Source organism: Streptomyces sp. NPDC047108 (assembly GCF_040643575.1).
Classification (GTDB): domain Bacteria; phylum Actinomycetota; class Actinomycetes; order Streptomycetales; family Streptomycetaceae; genus Streptomyces.
In genome coordinates this window covers 456,086-473,037 of record NZ_JBEYUP010000002.1, presented here as the reverse complement: position 1 = coordinate 473,037, position 16,952 = coordinate 456,086, and the positions used below count along the sequence as shown (strand labels likewise).

The window sequence follows — 16,952 nt, the reverse complement described above, 5'->3', positions numbered from 1 at the left end:
GGTTCAGGGCGGCACATGCGGACTCAGGCGCCCGCAAACCCCCATTCACGTCCGCGCTACCGGTAGACTAGAGAGCAATCCCGCCCAATCGCGGAACATACCGAACGACGCAGCCGCTCCCGTATGCCCTGGAGACGGCTCGTGCTGTGCCAGAAAGGGCGCTTCGTGGCCGAGTCCGGCGATCTCAACGAGAACAACACCGCATCCACCCCAGGCAAGCCGTCGTACGACGCGAGCGCGATCACGGTCCTCGAGGGCCTGGACGCGGTGCGCAAGCGACCTGGCATGTACATCGGGTCGACGGGTGAGCGGGGCTTGCACCACCTTGTGTACGAGGTCGTCGACAACTCCGTCGACGAGGCACTGGCCGGGCACGCCGACACCATCGACGTCACGATCCTCCCCGACGGCGGGGTGCGGGTCGTGGACAACGGCCGTGGCATCCCGGTGGGCATCATCCCGTCCGAGGGGAAGCCGGCCGTCGAGGTCGTGCTGACCGTGCTCCACGCCGGCGGCAAGTTCGGAGGCGGCGGTTACGCCGTCTCCGGTGGTCTGCACGGTGTGGGTGTCTCTGTGGTCAACGCCCTGTCGAGCAAGGTGTCGGTCGAGGTCTGCACGGACGGGCACCGGTGGACGCAGGACTACAAGCTCGGTGTGCCGACGGCGCCGCTGGCGAAGAACGAAACGGTGGACATCACCGGAACTTCCGTTAGTTTCTGGGCGGATCCGGACATCTTCGAGACCACCGACTACTCCTTCGAGACGCTGTCCCGGCGCTTCCAGGAGATGGCGTTCCTCAACAAGGGCCTGACCATCTCCCTGACCGACGAGCGCCCCGACCACGTCGACGAGGACGGCAAGCCGCTCGCGGTCCGGTACTACTACGAGGGCGGCATCGTCGACTTCGTGAAGTACCTCAACTCCCGCAAGGGCGACCTCGTCCACCCCTCGGTGATCTCGATCGAGGCCGAGGACAAGGAGCGGATGCTCTCGATCGAGGTCGCGATGCAGTGGAACTCGCAGTACAGCGAGGGTGTCTACAGCTTCGCCAACACGATCCACACCCACGAGGGCGGTACGCACGAAGAGGGCTTCCGCGCCGCGCTCACGGGTCTGATCAACCGCTACGCGCGTGACAAGAAGCTGCTGCGGGAGAAGGACGACAACCTCACGGGTGAGGACATCCGCGAGGGTCTGACGGCGATCATCTCGGTCAAGCTGGGCGAGCCGCAGTTCGAGGGTCAGACGAAGACCAAGCTCGGCAACACCGAGGCGAAGACCTTCGTCCAGAAGATCGTCCACGAGCACCTCACCGACTGGCTGGACCGCAACCCCAACGAGGCCGCGGACATCATCCGCAAGGGCATCCAGGCAGCCACCGCCCGTGTCGCCGCCCGCAAGGCCCGGGACCTGACCCGCCGCAAGGGCCTGCTGGAGAGCGCGTCGCTCCCCGGCAAGCTCAGCGACTGCCAGTCCAACGACCCCTCGAAGTGCGAGATCTTCATCGTCGAGGGTGACTCCGCCGGTGGCTCGGCCAAGTCCGGCCGCAACCCGGAGTACCAGGCGATCCTCCCGATCCGCGGAAAGATCCTCAACGTCGAGAAGGCGCGCGTCGACAAGATCCTCCAGAACCAGGAGGTCCAGGCGCTGATCTCGGCGTTCGGTACCGGAGTTCACGAGGACTTCGACATCGAGAAGCTCCGCTACCACAAGATCATTCTCATGGCGGACGCCGACGTCGACGGCCAGCACATCAACACCCTCCTGCTGACCTTCCTCTTCCGCTTCATGCGACCGCTGGTGGAGGCGGGCCACGTCTACCTCTCCCGCCCGCCGCTGTACAAGATCAAGTGGGGACGTGACGACTTCGAGTACGCGTACTCGGACCGCGAGCGCGACGCCCTGCTCGAACTCGGCCGGCAGAACGGCAAGCGCATCAGGGACGACTCGATCCAGCGCTTCAAGGGTCTCGGTGAGATGAACGCCGAGGAGCTGCGCGTGACCACGATGGACACCGACCACCGCGTGCTCGGCCAGGTCTCCCTGGACGACGCCGCCCAAGCCGACGACCTCTTCTCGGTGCTGATGGGCGAGGACGTCGAGGCGCGGCGCTCGTTCATCCAGCGCAACGCCAAGGACGTCCGCTTCCTCGACATCTGAGTCGGCCTGCTTCTCCCTGGCCCGCCCGCCGCCAGGGACCGAACTTCGAAAGGACGTTGACCAGCAATGGCCGACGACACCCCTACTCCCGACATCCCCGAGACCACCATCACGCCAGAGGGCACGCCCGCGGCCGTCGAGGGTGTGGGCATGCGCGTCGAGCCCGTCGGGCTCGAGACCGAGATGCAGCGCAGCTATCTCGACTACGCGATGTCCGTCATCGTCTCGCGTGCGCTGCCCGACGTCCGTGACGGCCTCAAGCCGGTGCACCGCCGTGTGCTGTACGCGATGTACGACGGCGGCTACCGCCCCGACCGCGGCTTCTACAAGTGCGCCCGCGTCGTCGGTGACGTCATGGGTACGTACCACCCGCACGGCGACTCCTCCATCTACGACGCCCTGGTGCGCCTGGCGCAGTCGTGGTCCATGCGGATGCCGCTGGTCGACTCCAACGGCAACTTCGGCTCCCCGGGCAACGACCCGGCGGCCGCCATGCGGTACACCGAGTGCAAGATGGCTCCGCTGTCCATGGAGATGCTCCGGGACATCGACGAGGAGACCGTCGACTTCCAGGACAACTACGACGGCCGGAACCAGGAGCCGACCGTCCTGCCGGCCCGCTTCCCGAACCTGCTGATCAACGGCTCCGCCGGTATCGCGGTCGGTATGGCGACCAACATTCCGCCGCACAACCTGCGGGAGGTGGCGGCCGGCGCGCAGTGGGCCCTGGAGCACCCGAACGCCACCCACGAGGAGCTGCTCGACGCGCTGGTCGAACGGATCAAGGGCCCGGACTTCCCGACCGGCGCCCTGGTCGTGGGCCGCAAGGGGATCGAGGAGGCGTACCGCACCGGCCGCGGCTCGATCACCATGCGTGCCGTGGTGGAGGTCGAGGAGATCCAGGGACGGCAGTGCCTGGTCGTCACCGAACTCCCCTACCAGGTCAACCCGGACAACCTCGCGCAGAAGATCGCCGACCTCGTGAAGGACGGCAGGGTCGGCGGGATCGCGGACGTCCGGGACGAGACCTCCTCCCGCACGGGTCAGCGCCTGGTCATCGTGCTGAAGCGGGACGCCGTCGCCAAGGTCGTCCTCAACAACCTCTACAAGCACACCGATCTGCAGACCAACTTCGGCGCGAACATGCTCGCGCTGGTCGACGGTGTGCCGCGCACGCTGTCGCTCGACGCGTTCATCCGCCACTGGGTGACGCACCAGATCGAGGTCATCGTCCGCCGCACCAAGTTCCGGCTGCGAAAGGCCGAGGAGCGGGCCCACATCCTGCGTGGTCTGCTCAAGGCGCTGGACGCCATCGACGAGGTCATCGCGCTGATCCGGCGCAGTGAGACGGTCGACGTGGCGCGCGGCGGCCTGATGGACCTCCTGGAGATCGACGAGATCCAGGCGAACGCGATCCTGGAGATGCAGCTTCGCCGGCTGGCCGCCCTGGAGCGCCAGAAGATCGTGCAGGAGCACGACGAGCTGCAGGCGAAGATCGACGAGTACAACGCGATCCTCGCCTCGCCCGAGCGGCAGCGCGGCATCGTCAGCTCGGAGCTGGCGGCGATCGTCGAGAAGTTCGGTGACGACCGGCGCAGCAAGCTGGTGCCCTTCGAGGGCGACATGTCCATCGAGGACCTGATCGCCGAAGAGGACATCGTCGTCACCATCACGCGCGGCGGCTATGTGAAACGCACCAAGACCGAGGACTACCGCTCGCAGAAGCGCGGCGGCAAGGGCGTGCGCGGCACGAAGCTCAAGCAGGACGACATCGTCGACCACTTCTTCGTGTCGACCACCCACCACTGGCTGCTGTTCTTCACGAACAAGGGCCGGGTCTACCGGGCCAAGGCGTACGAACTCCCCGACGCGGGGCGGGACGCACGCGGTCAGCACGTGGCCAACCTGCTGGCCTTCCAGCCCGACGAGCAGATCGCCGAGATCCTTGCCATCCGCGACTACGAGGCCGCGCCCTATCTGGTCCTGGCCACCAAGTCGGGGCTGGTGAAGAAGACGTCGCTCAAGGACTACGACTCCCCGCGCTCCGGCGGCGTCATCGCCATCAACCTCCGGGAGATGGAGGACGGACGCGAGGACGAGCTGATCGGCGCGGAGCTGGTGTCGTCGGACGACGACCTGCTGCTCATCAGCAGGAAGGCCCAGTCCATCCGGTTCACGGCGTCGGACGAGGCGCTGCGCCCGATGGGGCGGGCGACCTCGGGCGTGAAGGGCATGAGTTTCCGCGAGGGCGACGAACTCCTCTCGATGAATGTCGTCCGGCCCGGTACGTTCGTCTTCACCGCCACCGACGGCGGGTACGCGAAGCGGACGAATGTCGACGAGTACCGCGTCCAGGGTCGCGGCGGCCTCGGAATCAAGGCCGCGAAGATCGTGGAGGACCGGGGTTCGCTGGTCGGCGCTCTGGTGGTCGAGGAGAACGACGAGATTCTCGCCATCACGCTGAGCGGTGGCGTGATCCGTACGCGGGTCAACGAGGTCAGGGAGACCGGCCGTGACACCATGGGTGTCCAACTGATCAACCTGGGCAAGCGCGATGCCGTCGTCGGAATCGCGAGGAACGCCGAGGCCGGTCGTGAGGCTGAAGAGGTCGAGGAACTGGCCGATGCAGCCGAGAACGCCGCGTCGGAGGCGGCCGAGGACGTCGAGTCCCCGGCCGACGAGCACGAGGAGTAGATCGTGAGTGGAGCCACGGGCGCCGGAGCGGGCGGTCGGAGACCTGAGGGGCAGCCGCCCTTGGGGTCCACGACCGTGACGGAGGGTGCCCGTGGCGGGGCCGCCGGTCCCGGCCAGTCGCAGCCGCAGCCTCAGCATGTGCAGCACCCCCAGTCCGGTGCGCAGCCGTACCACCCGCCGCAGGCGTATCCCACGCCCCCGGGCTCCACGCCCGGGCAGGGGGTACGGCGCCCGCGCACGGGGGTGCGGACGACACCGCGCACCCGTAAAGCGCGGCTGCGGGTCGCCAAGGCCGATCCCTGGTCGGTGATGAAGGTCAGCTTCCTGCTGTCCATCGCGCTGGGGATCTGCACGATCGTGGCCGTGGGCGTGCTGTGGCTGGTCATGGACGCCATGGGTGTCTTCACCACGGTCGGCGGCACCATCAGTGACGCGACCGGGTCGGACGAGGGTGGCGGATTCGACCTCCAGTCATTCCTGTCGCTCCCGCGCGTGCTCATGTTCACGTCGATCATCGCGGTGATCGACGTGGTGCTGGCGACCGCGCTCGCGACGCTCGGCGCATTCATCTACAACCTCTCGGCAGGGTTCGTCGGCGGCGTCGAGCTGACGCTCGCCGAGGACGAGTAGCGCAGCCCTGGAACCGATTTTGGGACTGTGCCCGACGTGCGCTAATCTTTCGGTGCAGCGCGGGGCTATAGCTCAGACGGTTAGAGCGCTTCCCTGATAAGGAAGAGGCCACAGGTTCAAGTCCTGTTAGCCCCACTGTGCGATCGGACCCGGATGGAGATTCTCCGCCGGGTCCGTTTTCGTGTGCGGCGTGAGGAGTTGAGCCCGGCACAGGTCACCGATCGGTATCGACCGGTGTGTATAGTCGGGCGGCAGAGGTCCCCTACGTCAAAGAAAGACGAGGTCGCGCGGTGAAGAAGCTTCTCCTGGTCGCACTGGCCGCCATCGGCGGGCTCCTCGTGTACCGCCAGATCCAGGCGGATCGCGCCGAGCAGGACCTGTGGACGGAGGCGACCGACTCCGTGCCCGCAGGTTCGGGTGTGTGACCCACCAACAGTCCTGACGGGCCCCGGCTGCGGTGCGGCCGGGGCTTCGTGCTGTTCGGGCTCGGCCCGGTCCAGCTCGGCCCGGCCGGCACTCCGGATCGACCCGCCCGGTACGCGGTTCGGCTCCTTGGGCGTGCGGTTCTCCACGCGCACGGCTCCCGGTGCGTACGGGGCCCGCGATGTTGCTGGACCGTGACAGCCATCACCTTGAGTTTGCCAGAGCAAACGAATACCTTGCATGAGCAAAGGTGATCAGTGTGGTGTGCGAGGGGGACGCAGGACATGGCACGACGGCATCGCACGACGGCTCGGGCGCTGGTGGGGGGTGCGCTCCTGGCCCTGGGCATGAGCCCGTTGCCTGCGGGAGCGGCCCCGGTCGAGGCGCAGAGCCCCCGGCAGAGCGCGCAGTTGCGCGCCGACGGGCAGAACAGCTTGGTCATGGTGCTGGACTCCTCGGGGTCGATGAAGGAGGCCGACGGCTCGGGCAGCACCCGAATCGCCTCCGCTCGTAAGGCAGTTGGAACGGTCGTGGATGCGCTGCCCGACGGATATCCCACCGGGCTGCGCGTGTACGGCGCGGACAAGCCAAAGGGGTTCGACGACACCCGGCTCGCCAGGCCCGTCGAACCGCTGGACCGCGCCGCTATCAAGCAGGCTGTCGCTGATGTGACGCCCAAGGGCGACACCCCGATCGGCCTCTCTCTCCGCAGGGCGGCGGCCGACCTCCCGGAGCCTGCGAAAGGCTCCCTCGGGCGCCGCACGATCCTGCTGATCTCGGACGGCGAGGACACCTGCGGTGCACCCCGCCCCTGCGCCGTCGCCGAGCAACTGGGCGGCAACGGAGTCGATCTGCGGATCGACACTATCGGCTTCCAGGTCCGTGGCAAGGCCCGCGACGAGCTGGAGTGCATCGCCGAGGCCGGCCACGGCTCGTACTACGACGCGCCCGATGCCGAAGCCCTCGCCCGTCAGCTCCAGCGGGCCTCACGGCTATCGGCCGACGGCTACCGCTTCAAGGGCGAGCAGATCAAGGGGGGTTCACGGGCGAGCGACGCAGCCGCTGTCGCCCCGGGGCAGTACGTGGACACCATCGGGCCCGGCGAGACACGGTGGTACGCGGCCGAACTGGACGCCAAGTCCACCGCCGACATGGCGGTGACGGCCGTCCCCCAGCCCGGAGTCAAGGTCGCATACGGCGACGGGATCGAGCTCAAGCTGACCTCCAGCAACGAGTACACCTCTTCCTGCGGCAGCGCGAACGCCCGCTTCGCCCAGGACGAAGGGGCGATGACGCTCACGACGGCCGTCAGCCGCGTGCCCTCCGCGGAAGGCGGGCAGTTCTGCGACGAACGCGGCCGCTATCTGCTTTCTCTACACCGCTCGAGCACCTCCGGTTCCGACCCGGCCCGATGGCCCGTCGAACTGCGCTACGGCACCGAACGACCGCTGAAGAAGGGCATGGTCCCCGCCCAGTCCTCGACCGAGTACGGAAAGGCCGGCAAGGACGCCGTCCCGCCCACCGGGACGCCCAGGAACGTCACCGGCGGCACCGGCTTCAACGACGCCCGCCGTCTCGACCGCGGCATCTGGCGCGACCGGTTGCTCCCTGCCCAGACCCGCTTCTACAAGGTCCACGTCGGATGGGGCCAACAGCTGCGCTACTCCGCAGATTTCGCCAACGAACCCACCGTCGCGAACGCGGGCGGCGCGAGCTCCTTCGTGGACACCGCGGTCTTCGCACCCGGCCGGTCACCGGTCACGCCGGGCGGGGAGTTCACCGCGCAGAAGCCCTACAACGGCGAGCCCATGTCCGTCGAGCACGGCACCGTTCCCGTCTCGTGGACGAACCGGTGGGAGTCGGTCCAGGCGGCCGTCCCCGTCCGCTCGGCCGGCGACTACTACATCGCCGTCTCGCTCGGCCCCGAGGCGTCGAAGATCGCGAAGAACGCGGCGATCGGCGTCGTGCTCCGCGTCGACGTCGTCGGCGACGAACGCGACGGCCCTCATCACAGGGCCCCCGTCCTCCACGACAGCGAGGAGGAGAAGGGCGAAGACGCTGCGCACGGAGACAGCGCGGCACCGGCCGGGGCAGGATGGTCCGGCGCTGTGATCGCCGCTGTGGCAGGCGGTGCCGCGGTCGTGTCGGTCGCGGTGCTGCTGCTCGTACGACGCAGGCGCGGTCCGGTTGATCCGATGACGAGGGGTGGCGCGTGATGAGGCAGCGCAGCAGGGCCCGGACGGGCCTCGCCGCAGTGGCGGCGCTGTGCGCGGTGGGGTCGATACCGGGACCAGCCCTGGCGGCGCCCGGCGACGGTCCGGCCGACCCGGCGTCCTACCGCACCGCGGACGGGGCCAAGAAGGTCGCCGGCACGGAGAGCAGCGCCGACGCGCCACCGATCAGGTCCGGCTTCTACCAGGACAGCATCGGGCCCGGCGAGAAGCTCTACTACAGCGTCACCCTGGATGCGACGTCCGGTGCCTTCGTCTCGGCCGTGGCCCTGCCGAAGCCCGGCAGCTCGGTCAAGTACGGCGACGGGATCAAGGTCAGCCTGCAGTCCACCGACAACACCGAATGCGGCGGCAACGACGCGAACTTCGGGGTGGGCGAGCAGGCCCGGCCGATCGCGGCCTATGCCACCCGGAAGATCAAGGAGGGCGGCAACTGCCAGCAGGCGGGGGCGTACTACCTCGTCATCGAGCGGACGAGCGCCGCGACTTCGGACCCGGGGAAGTGGCCGCTGGAGATCCGCTCGATGTCGGAGCCGGGGCTGAAGAGCACCGGTTCCACCGAGGCGCCCACGAGTTGGCCCTCCGCCTCCCCCACCCCGCCCACGGGGCAGGCCAGGGCCCGCAAGGGCGGCACCGGTTTCAACGACGCCCCTGCGCTCGACAAGGGCGTGTGGAAGGACCGGCTGCAGCCGGGCAGGACCCGCTTCTACCGCGTCCCCCTCGACTGGGGGCAGCAGCTCTCGGGCAGCCTCGAACTCGCCAACAGCACACCGACGCAGGAGAGCCACTACGCGCCCTCAGGGCTCACGTACGAGCTGTACAACCCCGCGCGGGGCCGGGTGGACAACGACTCCATGTCCTACAACGGTGAGCAGAAGTCCGTGACGACAGGGCCGACCGCTCCCGTCGCCTACGCCAACCGCTTCACCACCACGTCCGACGTCAACGCGATGCAGGTCGCGGGCTGGTACTACCTGGCGGTGACGCTCCACGACGAGGTCGGGAAGTTCACCAAGGGCGGCGTCCCGCTGCTCCTGCGGCTGAACATCGACGGCGCGGCGAAGCCCGGGCCGCCGTACGACGGGGACGCCGCGGCAGCCGGTTTCGGCCTCACGGATCGGGACCTGGAAGCTGCGGAGAAGGGCCAGACCGCGGCGGAGAGCGAGAAGAGCGGCACCCTCACCGTGGTTGCGGCGGCGGCGTTCGGCACCGGGACGGTGCTGGTGGTGGGGCTCGGCGTGTGGACGGTCGTCGCACGACGGCGTGCGGCGGCTCCTGCGGCCGCCGGAGCGCCGTACGGGGGCGGGCCGGTGCGGGGGGCCGGCTTCCCGCAGGGGGCGGCTCTGCCGCACCCTTCACCGGCGCCCGCGCAGCAGCACACGGGGCAGTCCCAGCCGGGGCAGCCGCAGGCCGGGCGACCTCACGGGGGCGCGCCGCAGCCGGGACAGCAGTACGACCCTCGGTACGGGCAGCCGCCCGGCTGGTGAGTCAGCTCGTGGTCAGGGCCCAGATGCCGACCGCGAAGCACATCAACGCGACGACCAGTACCGGGATCGCCACCTTCGGGGGCGGTCCCGGTCGGCGTTGGGGTACGGCGGCGCCCGGCCCCACCGCGGCGGCGGGGGACACGGGAGGGGCCACCACGGGAACCTGCGAGCCCTGAGCGGTGTATGGACGAGTAGGGGCGTGATCGTGGTGGATCGCCGCGGTCGGAGCCTGTGCCATGTCCGGCGGAGCCTGGAGGAAGGGGACGGACCGATGCGCGGAGGGCGGAGTGTGCGCCGGGGGATGGGCGGTCATGGGCCCCGAGCCGGGCATCGGGGTCGGTGTGGGCGTCGGTGGGGTGTGCGGCTGCTCGGGAAACTCGTTGCGCGGCTGGGCGGGCGGAGGGAGGTGGAAGCTGCCGGTGTCGGACATCGACGGCATGGCAGCCCCTCCCGTCCCGTCGGCACCGGAGCGGCCGCCCGCATGCGCAACGCCCGCACCCTGGGACGATCCAGGGCGGCCTGGGCCGCCTGCGTCGGGCCCCTGTGGGCCGAATCCGGCGGGCAGCGGGCCCAAGTGGTCGAAGACCTCGACCACTTCCTCCTCGAGCGTGCTGTCCGGCAGCATCTCCGCGGCCGCGGTGATCGCCTTGCGCGCCCCCGTGGCGGTGCGGAAGCGGGCCTCCGGATCCGGCTGCAGCAGTCCCGCCAGGACCTGCCACAGCGGCTCGGGGACCCCCTCAGGCGCGCCTGGCACGCCGTGCGAGACGAAGTGCTCGACCAGAGCCTGGGAGTCCGGCTTGCTGCCCGTGAGGAGATACAGCGCCACGAGACCGACCGCGAAGAGGTCGGCGGGGAAGTCCGGCTCGGCGCCCATCATTTGCTCGGGCGCGAAGTAACCGGGCGTCCCCACCACGTAGTTGGTCTCGGTGAGACGCGGCTCGCCCTTGCGCATGGAGATGCCGAAGTCGGAGAGCCGCAGGTGCGGGCGGCCGGTCCCGGTGGCCTCGAGAAGGATGTTGGCCGGCTTGATGTCCCGGTGGACCACGTCCTCGGCGTGCACGGCGGTGAGGCCGGCGAGGAGCTGATCGAGCAGAGTGCAGACGTAGCGAGGAGGCAGCGGGCCGTAGTCCCCGATGAGATGGGCGAGGGAACCGCCCCCCACCAGGTCCATCGTGAAGAGGACTTTGTCGTCGTCCGCCGCCCAGCTCGCCGGGGCCAGCACATGGGGGTGGTCGATCCGCACCGCCTGCTCGCGGACGAAGCGGAGCAGGGTGTGGGCGTCGCTCTGCTGCAGCACCTTGGCCGCCACGTAGCGCCGCCTGCGGTGGTCCCAGGAGCGCCAGACCGCCCCCACACCACCCCGCCCGATCGGGTCGATCAGCTCGTACCGACCAGCGAAGATCTCACCCATGGCCCCGTGCCCGCCCCTTGGTTGCCGGTTCCGCCCTCGTCGCTCAGCCCTGGTGCGCCTCGTAGTGGGCGATCGCCTCCGCGGTCCGCCCTGCCCCGTACACCCGGAGGAACTCTGCCAGTTCGGGCTGGGTGGCGGCGAGGGTGTCCGCGGCATCGATGATGTCGCCCGCGGCCGCGACGGACCGCAGCAGCGACTGGATCTCACGGACCACCCGGCGCACGGTCGGCGCCCCCGAGCTGGGCGTGTGCTGCGAGCCCGTGCTCAGCACGGAACCGCCGGAGGTCTTCTTGATCTCCTCCATGCGGTTGGCGGCCTCGGCTGCGCTCACGCTGCCGTCGGCGACCTGGCTCGCCAGCTCCTGGAGGGCCTGAACGCGCTGCACCACAGCGGGATTTCCGATTTTCGCGCGCTGCCCGCTCATGAGCTGCGACAGCATCGGGGCGGAGAGACCCAGCACAGCGGCCAGCCGCGCCTGGTTGAGCCCCAGGTCGTCGATGAGCCGGCGGAAGAGCGCCCCCAGGGGCTCGCCGTACCAGCTGCGTTGCAGCTCACGGGCTCTGGCGGTGGCTTCTTGCTGTGCGGCGTCCATGGCGACTCCCCTTCGCTGCTGCGAACCTCGCGCGACATCCTACGGAGCGTGATTGCCAACGGGGAGCCCCTTATCCTTTGCGAGATCTTCCGGAAGACCCGGTACTCTTGTCTGCGGCAGTCGGACGGACGCGGTTCGGGACGGCTGTATCCACCTCCCTCGGGGCCTTAGCTCAGTTGGTAGAGCGCTGTCTTTGCATGGCAGATGTCAGGGGTTCGACTCCCCTAGGCTCCACAGCGCAGAGCGCCCCCTCACCAGCGGAAACGCGGTGAGGGGGCGCTCTTCTGCAAGGGGTGTCCGGTGATGGGCCCGTACGGTGCACGGGGTCGGCGGACCACGGTTCCACCCGTACCGCCCACCCGTCACGGCACCCGCGCGAAGCACAGGTTCTCTGTGAAAAGGGTGCCGTACGTCACGGGTGCCGTGCCGGGCACGAGGTCCCCTCTCCCTGAGCCAGGGGCCCGGGGAGACGTCGGCTCAACGGCTCGGGCAGCCGACCTCAGCGCTGGTCGCGGCGCTTGCCTTCCGCCTCGGCCTGCTTCGCCTGCACCTCGGGGTCCAGAGCATCGCTGCCGTCGACGGACTGGAGCTGCCGGTCGCCGAGCTCGGTGGCGGCCGGGGGCTCGACGAGCCAGTCGGGGTTGGCCTGCTTGTCCCACCACTTCCACACGGCGATGGCTCCACCCGCCAGGGCACCGAACACCAGGAAGCGCTTGGCCACCCGGCCGCCCTGGGCACGGCGGCGGCGCTTGCGCGCCAGCCTCTCGATGTCCGCGGCGGTCACATGGTTGCGCAGGGCCGCGATCGCCGCGGCGCTGCGCGTCACGGCCTCCTCGCGTACGGGCTCGGTGGCGGCCACTGCCTGCCCGATCCGGGGCGTGGTGTAGTCCGCGGCCTTGCGGGCTGCCTTCCGGGCTCGCTTGGCGGTGCGCAGCGCAGCGGCGTCGACCTTGGGAGGCAGCGCTCCTCGTGCCTGCTTCACGCTGTGCTCCAGCCGCGGCTGGAGGTGGGCGTCGTACTGCTCGAGTGCGGTGCTACGGGCTTGCTGCGCCGCCTGGGCCACCTTGGGCGCCAGCCGTACGCGGGCCTCGTGCGCGTAGTGCGCGGCCTGGTCCCTCGCCGTACCGGCGTATGGCGCCACCACCTCCGCGGCGTGCAGCACGCTGTCCTTGGCGGTGCCGGTCGCGGCGCGCACGCTGTGATTGCGGGTCACGGAATTTCCTCCTCCTCGGTGGTGTACGTTTTTCGCCTTTCCACCCGATAAGAGATCATGCCCCTTCGTGCTTCTGTCGGCATTCGTGGACGGGCATCTGGGTCACGTTCCCCGAAAGGAGATCAACTACCGCCCCTGGGGAGCATCTCTGGACGGTGACGGGCCCTGGGGACGGTCGGACCGGTTCGTCGGGTACTCGTCGCGACTCCGTCCGTGCGAGGATCGGTGAACGTCAGTGAAAACTACGGAAGGCAGATCGTGGCTGAGCAGCTCTACGCCACCCTGAAGACCAACCAAGGCGACATCGAGATCCGGCTGCTGCCGAACCATGCGCCCAAGACGGTCAAGAACTTCGTCGAGCTTGCCGAGGGCACTCGCGAGTGGACCCACCCCGCGACCGGCAAGCGGTCCCAGGACAGGCTGTACGACGGCACGGTCTTCCACCGGGTGATCAGCGGCTTCATGATCCAGGGCGGCGACCCGCTGGGGAACGGCACCGGCGGCCCCGGTTACGAGTTCGCCGACGAGTTCCACCCGGACCTCGCGTTCAACAAGCCGTACCTGCTCGCCATGGCCAACGCGGGCCCGGGCACCAACGGCTCGCAGTTCTTCATCACGGTCGCCCCCACGGCCTGGCTGACCGGCAAGCACACCATCTTCGGTGAGGTCTCGGACCCGAAGAGCCAGCAGGTCATCGACACCATCGCGGCGTCCTCCACGAACCCGCGCACCGACCGTCCGCTCCAGGACGTGGTCGTCGAGTCGGTCGTCGTCGAGACGCGCGAAGGCTGACCGCACCGGGAACCTCCCGCCCCGCCCGTCCGTATGACGGGCGGGGCGGTGTATTGCGTGGACCCGCCGGGGTGGCGCCGCAGGGGGCTGCCGCGGGTACCGCCGGTGCACTGCGCGGGCCGCCGCGCGAGCACGGTGCGCGGCATGACGGCCGCACCGGCACCGACCTGAGGGGTCGCGCGCGCACCGTCCGCCGTAAGAGCATTGCGCCGACACGGCCGCATGAGCCCGGACGGAGACGAGGACCGATGGACCAGGCGCCAGGAAACCCGGAGACGCCCGCGACCGCGGGCGGCACGCCGGGCTGCTATCGGCACCCCGACCGTCCCACCGGGATCACGTGCACGCGCTGCGAGCGGCCGATCTGCCCGGAGTGCATGGTCAGTGCGTCGGTCGGGTTCCAGTGCCCGGAGTGCGTACGCGGCGGGTCGGGCACGGGCCACACGGCGCGGGACACGCGTCCGCGCACCATCGCCGGCGGCGCCGTCACCCAGAACCCGAATCTGGTGACCAAGATCCTCATCGGGATCAATGCCGCGGTCTGGCTCGCCGTGCTCGCGGCCGGCGACCGGCTGGTCGGTGAGCTCGACCTCATCGGGCGGGCCCACACCGCGGGGACGTTCGAGCTGGTGGGCGTCGCCGAGGGTCAGTGGTACCGGTTGCTGACCGCGATGTTCCTGCACCAGCAGGTGATGCACATCGCCTTCAACATGCTGTCGCTCTGGTGGCTGGGGCCGCCGCTGGAGGCGGCGCTGGGCCGCGTCCGCTTCCTGGCGCTCTACCTGCTGTCCGGACTCGGTGGAAGCGCGCTCTCGTACCTCCTGGCGGCTCAGAACCAGCCGTCGCTGGGCGCCTCCGGAGCGGTCTTCGGCCTGCTCGGGGCGACCGCCGTGCTGATGCGGCGGATGAACTACGACATGCGCCCCGTCCTCATCCTGCTGGCGCTCAACCTGGTCTTCACCTTCACCTGGGCCAACATCGCCTGGCAGGCCCACATCGGCGGCCTGGTCGTGGGCGCGGCGGTGGCGTACGGGATGGTGCACGCGCCGCGCGAGCACCGGGCGTTGATACAGCGCGTGACGTGTGCGGTGGCGCTGCTGGCGATCGTCGCCGTGGTGTGGATCCGCACGCTCCAGCTCACCGGCTGAACCCATCGGGAGTCCGAGGCGGCCCGCGGCAGTGCCCAGTGCCCAGTGCCCAGTGCTCCGTGCTCGTCGTCGGCAGCCATGGCTCGGTGCCGTGGGCGGCGTCGGCCCGGTTGAGGCGGCCCAATTGAGGCGGTCCGGTTGAGGCGGTCCGGCCGGAATCTCTGCCGCCGGTTTCGGTGCGCGAACTCCGGGCCGTGGCTCGTCGCGCGGGGGATCCGGCCCGTTCCGAGGCGCCACGGTGGGCTCGCGCGGGACCTCACGTGGCCCCGGACGGTTTGCGCACAGGAACCATGGCGTGGGCCGAAAAGCGAGCCCAAGGCGGAACCTCACCCTCAGTTGTCCACAGCGGGTGTCTGATCTTGTGCATGCTGTGGGGAACGGGTGTCCGCTATCGCACTGACCTGCGTTTTCCCAGCAAAATCAAGGGCTGAGGGTCCCTCGTAGGACGTACCACCTGTCACACCGGCGTCAACGGCCTGAGGGTTATCCACAGATCGTCTGACCTTTTCCCCATGTGGACACGCCTGTGGATAACTCTGTGGGCAACCTCGGGGCAGGGCTTGCCTGGACACCCCTCACCTGCCGCCGGCAGGAACGCCGGACAAAGGCGGGAACACGGGGCAGGACAAGGACCGGGAAGGGACCGGACAGAGGGCAGGGCGAGCCGTACAGCCGCCGGGCAGGCGTCAGGACAGTGCCGCACGGCCTTCACAGGGATGGTCCCGCGAGCGCGCGGCACAGCGGGCCCGGGAAGGTCAGCACCGGGCGGGGAGGGCACGGCGAAAGCCCGGGAGCAGACCGGTGACCGGCCACTCCCGGGCCAGGGGCCGTGCCCCTACTTCCACTGTGTGGAGACCACGAACCCCGCTGCGATGAAGCCGAAGCCGACCACGATGTTCCAGTTGCCGAGCGCACTGATCGGCAATTCGCCGGTGGTCACGTAGAAGACGACGATCCAGGCCAGTCCGATCAGGAACATGGCCAGCATGAGCGGAGCCACCCAGCGGCGACCGCTCGATAGGTCGAGGCTCTGCTGCTTGGCAGGCGGGGGCGTGAAATCGTCCTTCTTGCGGATCCGTGACTTCGGCACGAGGGGTTCTCCTGTCGATGCGCTGCGTGACCGCGCAGAGATGCTGGGCTTTCCGTCCCTGAGGACGGTAGGTGATGGGGGGCATGTGCCTCCCACGGGCGTCAGTTAGCGTAGTGCTTCCGCGCCTTCGAAGGAGATAAGGGTACGGTGAGCAATTCTGCGGACACCCCCGCCGACCGGCCCCCACGGCGTCGTCGGCTCCGCCCGGTACGTCTTCTGACGGTCGGTGTTTTCGCGCTCGCCGGGCTCATCTTCTGGATGAGTTTCCATACGGCGCAAGGTACGAATCTGCGCACCGACGACTCGATGCTGAAGCTTTCCGATCTCATCCAGGAGCGCAGCAGAAAGAACCACGCACTCGACCGCGAAGCCGCAGCCGTCCGCGCCCAGGTCGACCGCCTCGCCCAGCGCGACAGCGGCAGCACCGCGGCCGAGGACGCCAAGCTGAAGGCCCTGGAGGAGGAGGCGGGCACCACCAGGCTGCGCGGCTCCGGTGTCACCGTCACCCTCACCGACGCGCCTCCCGGAGCCACCGCCCGTATCCCCGGTGTCCCCGAGCCGCAGCCCAACGACCTCGTCATCCACCAACAGGACCTGCAGGCCGTGGTCAACGCACTGTGGCAGGGCGGCGCCAAGGGCATCCGCGTCATGGACCAGCGGCTGATCTCCACCAGCGCGGTGCGCTGCGTCGGCAACACCCTGATCCTTCAGGGCCGCGTCTACTCGCCGCCCTACAAGGTCACCGCCGTCGGTGACGTCGACCGGCTCGAGCAGTCACTCTCGGACTCGCCGACGATCCAGAACTACATGCAATACGTCAACGCGTACGGCCTCGGCTGGAAAGTCGATACGCACAAGGCGGTGACTCTTCGCGGCTACTCCGGCACAGTGGATCTTCGCTACGCGAAGCCCGTGACCCCGTAGCGGCCGCAGGACCCGTAACACCGCAGGACCCGTGGACCCGTAGCACCCGCAGGACCCGTAACACCCGCAAGAGAGCCCGAGCAGAAGACCCGTAGCAGGACCCGAGCAGGGCGCGTGCCGCAGCACGACCGATCCGTGCGGCAGCACGACGGACGAC

At 69.2% G+C, this 16,952-nt stretch carries 13 protein-coding genes and 2 tRNA genes; 11 read left to right on the top strand and 4 right to left on the bottom strand.

All coding sequences use genetic code 11. The annotated features are described in order from the left end of the window. Positions 1-123 precede the first annotated feature (123 nt). From gyrB to ABZ822_RS07180, 7 genes are all read left to right on the top strand, one after another. Positions 124-2,160 carry a DNA topoisomerase (ATP-hydrolyzing) subunit B gene (gene gyrB, locus ABZ822_RS07210; RefSeq protein WP_360848141.1) on the top strand — a complete coding sequence of 679 codons (2,037 nt, stop codon included), beginning with the start codon at positions 124-126 and terminating at the stop codon, positions 2,158-2,160. Positions 2,161-2,226: 66 nt separating this feature from the next. Beyond that, positions 2,227-4,854 carry a DNA gyrase subunit A gene (gene gyrA, locus ABZ822_RS07205; protein WP_360848138.1) on the top strand — a complete coding sequence of 876 codons (2,628 nt, stop codon included), beginning with the start codon at positions 2,227-2,229 and terminating at the stop codon, positions 4,852-4,854. A 138-nt stretch (positions 4,855-4,992) separates the two neighbouring features. Further along, on the top strand, positions 4,993-5,484 hold the full coding sequence (locus ABZ822_RS07200) for a DUF3566 domain-containing protein (RefSeq protein ID WP_360848135.1): 492 nt from the start codon (positions 4,993-4,995) through the stop codon (positions 5,482-5,484). A gap of 61 nt (positions 5,485-5,545) precedes the next feature. Beyond that, a tRNA-Ile gene (locus ABZ822_RS07195) sits at positions 5,546-5,619 on the top strand. A 155-nt stretch (positions 5,620-5,774) separates the two neighbouring features. Beyond that, entirely contained in the window at positions 5,775-5,909 is a 135-nt protein-coding gene (locus ABZ822_RS07190) for a DLW-39 family protein (protein ID WP_003958712.1), read from the top strand. A gap of 282 nt (positions 5,910-6,191) precedes the next feature. Continuing rightward, on the top strand, positions 6,192-8,123 hold the full coding sequence (locus ABZ822_RS07185; RefSeq protein WP_360848132.1) for a VWA domain-containing protein: 1,932 nt from the start codon (positions 6,192-6,194) through the stop codon (positions 8,121-8,123). Continuing rightward, positions 8,123-9,625 carry a hypothetical protein gene (locus tag ABZ822_RS07180; RefSeq protein ID WP_360848129.1) on the top strand — a complete coding sequence of 501 codons (1,503 nt, stop codon included), beginning with the start codon at positions 8,123-8,125 and terminating at the stop codon, positions 9,623-9,625. The genes ABZ822_RS07185 and ABZ822_RS07180 overlap by 1 nt, the downstream gene beginning before the upstream one ends. A 1-nt stretch (position 9,626) precedes the next feature. Here the strand turns inward: ABZ822_RS07180 and ABZ822_RS07175 are convergent, their stop codons facing one another. Together ABZ822_RS07175 and ABZ822_RS07170 are read right to left on the bottom strand one after the other, a co-directional pair. After that, positions 9,627-11,036 (bottom strand): serine/threonine-protein kinase, encoded by a 1,410-nt coding sequence (locus tag ABZ822_RS07175; RefSeq protein WP_360848126.1) that lies wholly within the window; start codon positions 11,034-11,036, stop codon positions 9,627-9,629. A 43-nt stretch (positions 11,037-11,079) separates the two neighbouring features. Further along, positions 11,080-11,628 carry a DNA-binding protein gene (locus ABZ822_RS07170; protein WP_360848123.1) on the bottom strand — a complete coding sequence of 183 codons (549 nt, stop codon included), beginning with the start codon at positions 11,626-11,628 and terminating at the stop codon, positions 11,080-11,082. A 161-nt stretch (positions 11,629-11,789) separates the two neighbouring features. Here ABZ822_RS07170 and ABZ822_RS07165 point away from each other — a divergent pair. Next, positions 11,790-11,862, top strand: a tRNA-Ala gene (locus ABZ822_RS07165). Positions 11,863-12,127: 265 nt separating this feature from the next. On the opposite strand, the gene ABZ822_RS07160 is transcribed toward ABZ822_RS07165, so the two are convergent. Beyond that, positions 12,128-12,841 carry a DUF5324 family protein gene (locus ABZ822_RS07160; RefSeq protein ID WP_360848120.1) on the bottom strand — a complete coding sequence of 238 codons (714 nt, stop codon included), beginning with the start codon at positions 12,839-12,841 and terminating at the stop codon, positions 12,128-12,130. 258 nt (positions 12,842-13,099) lie between these two features. Between ABZ822_RS07160 and ABZ822_RS07155 the strand changes: the two genes are divergently transcribed. Together ABZ822_RS07155 and ABZ822_RS07150 are read left to right on the top strand one after the other, a co-directional pair. Then, a complete protein-coding gene (locus tag ABZ822_RS07155; RefSeq protein WP_360848843.1) occupies positions 13,100-13,633 on the top strand; it encodes a peptidylprolyl isomerase in 534 nt (177 codons plus the stop codon). 248 nt (positions 13,634-13,881) lie between these two features. Beyond that, on the top strand, positions 13,882-14,781 hold the full coding sequence (locus ABZ822_RS07150; RefSeq protein WP_360848117.1) for a rhomboid family intramembrane serine protease: 900 nt from the start codon (positions 13,882-13,884) through the stop codon (positions 14,779-14,781). A gap of 835 nt (positions 14,782-15,616) precedes the next feature. On the opposite strand, the gene crgA is transcribed toward ABZ822_RS07150, so the two are convergent. Next, complete coding sequence (crgA, locus tag ABZ822_RS07145; protein ID WP_360848114.1) at positions 15,617-15,871, bottom strand: cell division protein CrgA; 255 nt, start codon at positions 15,869-15,871, stop codon at positions 15,617-15,619. Between the two features lie 147 nt (positions 15,872-16,018). Here crgA and ABZ822_RS07140 point away from each other — a divergent pair, with 147 nt between their 5' ends. Continuing rightward, positions 16,019-16,795, top strand: coding sequence for a DUF881 domain-containing protein (locus tag ABZ822_RS07140; RefSeq protein ID WP_360848111.1), 777 nt, complete (start codon positions 16,019-16,021; stop codon positions 16,793-16,795). Positions 16,796-16,952 lie beyond the last annotated feature (157 nt).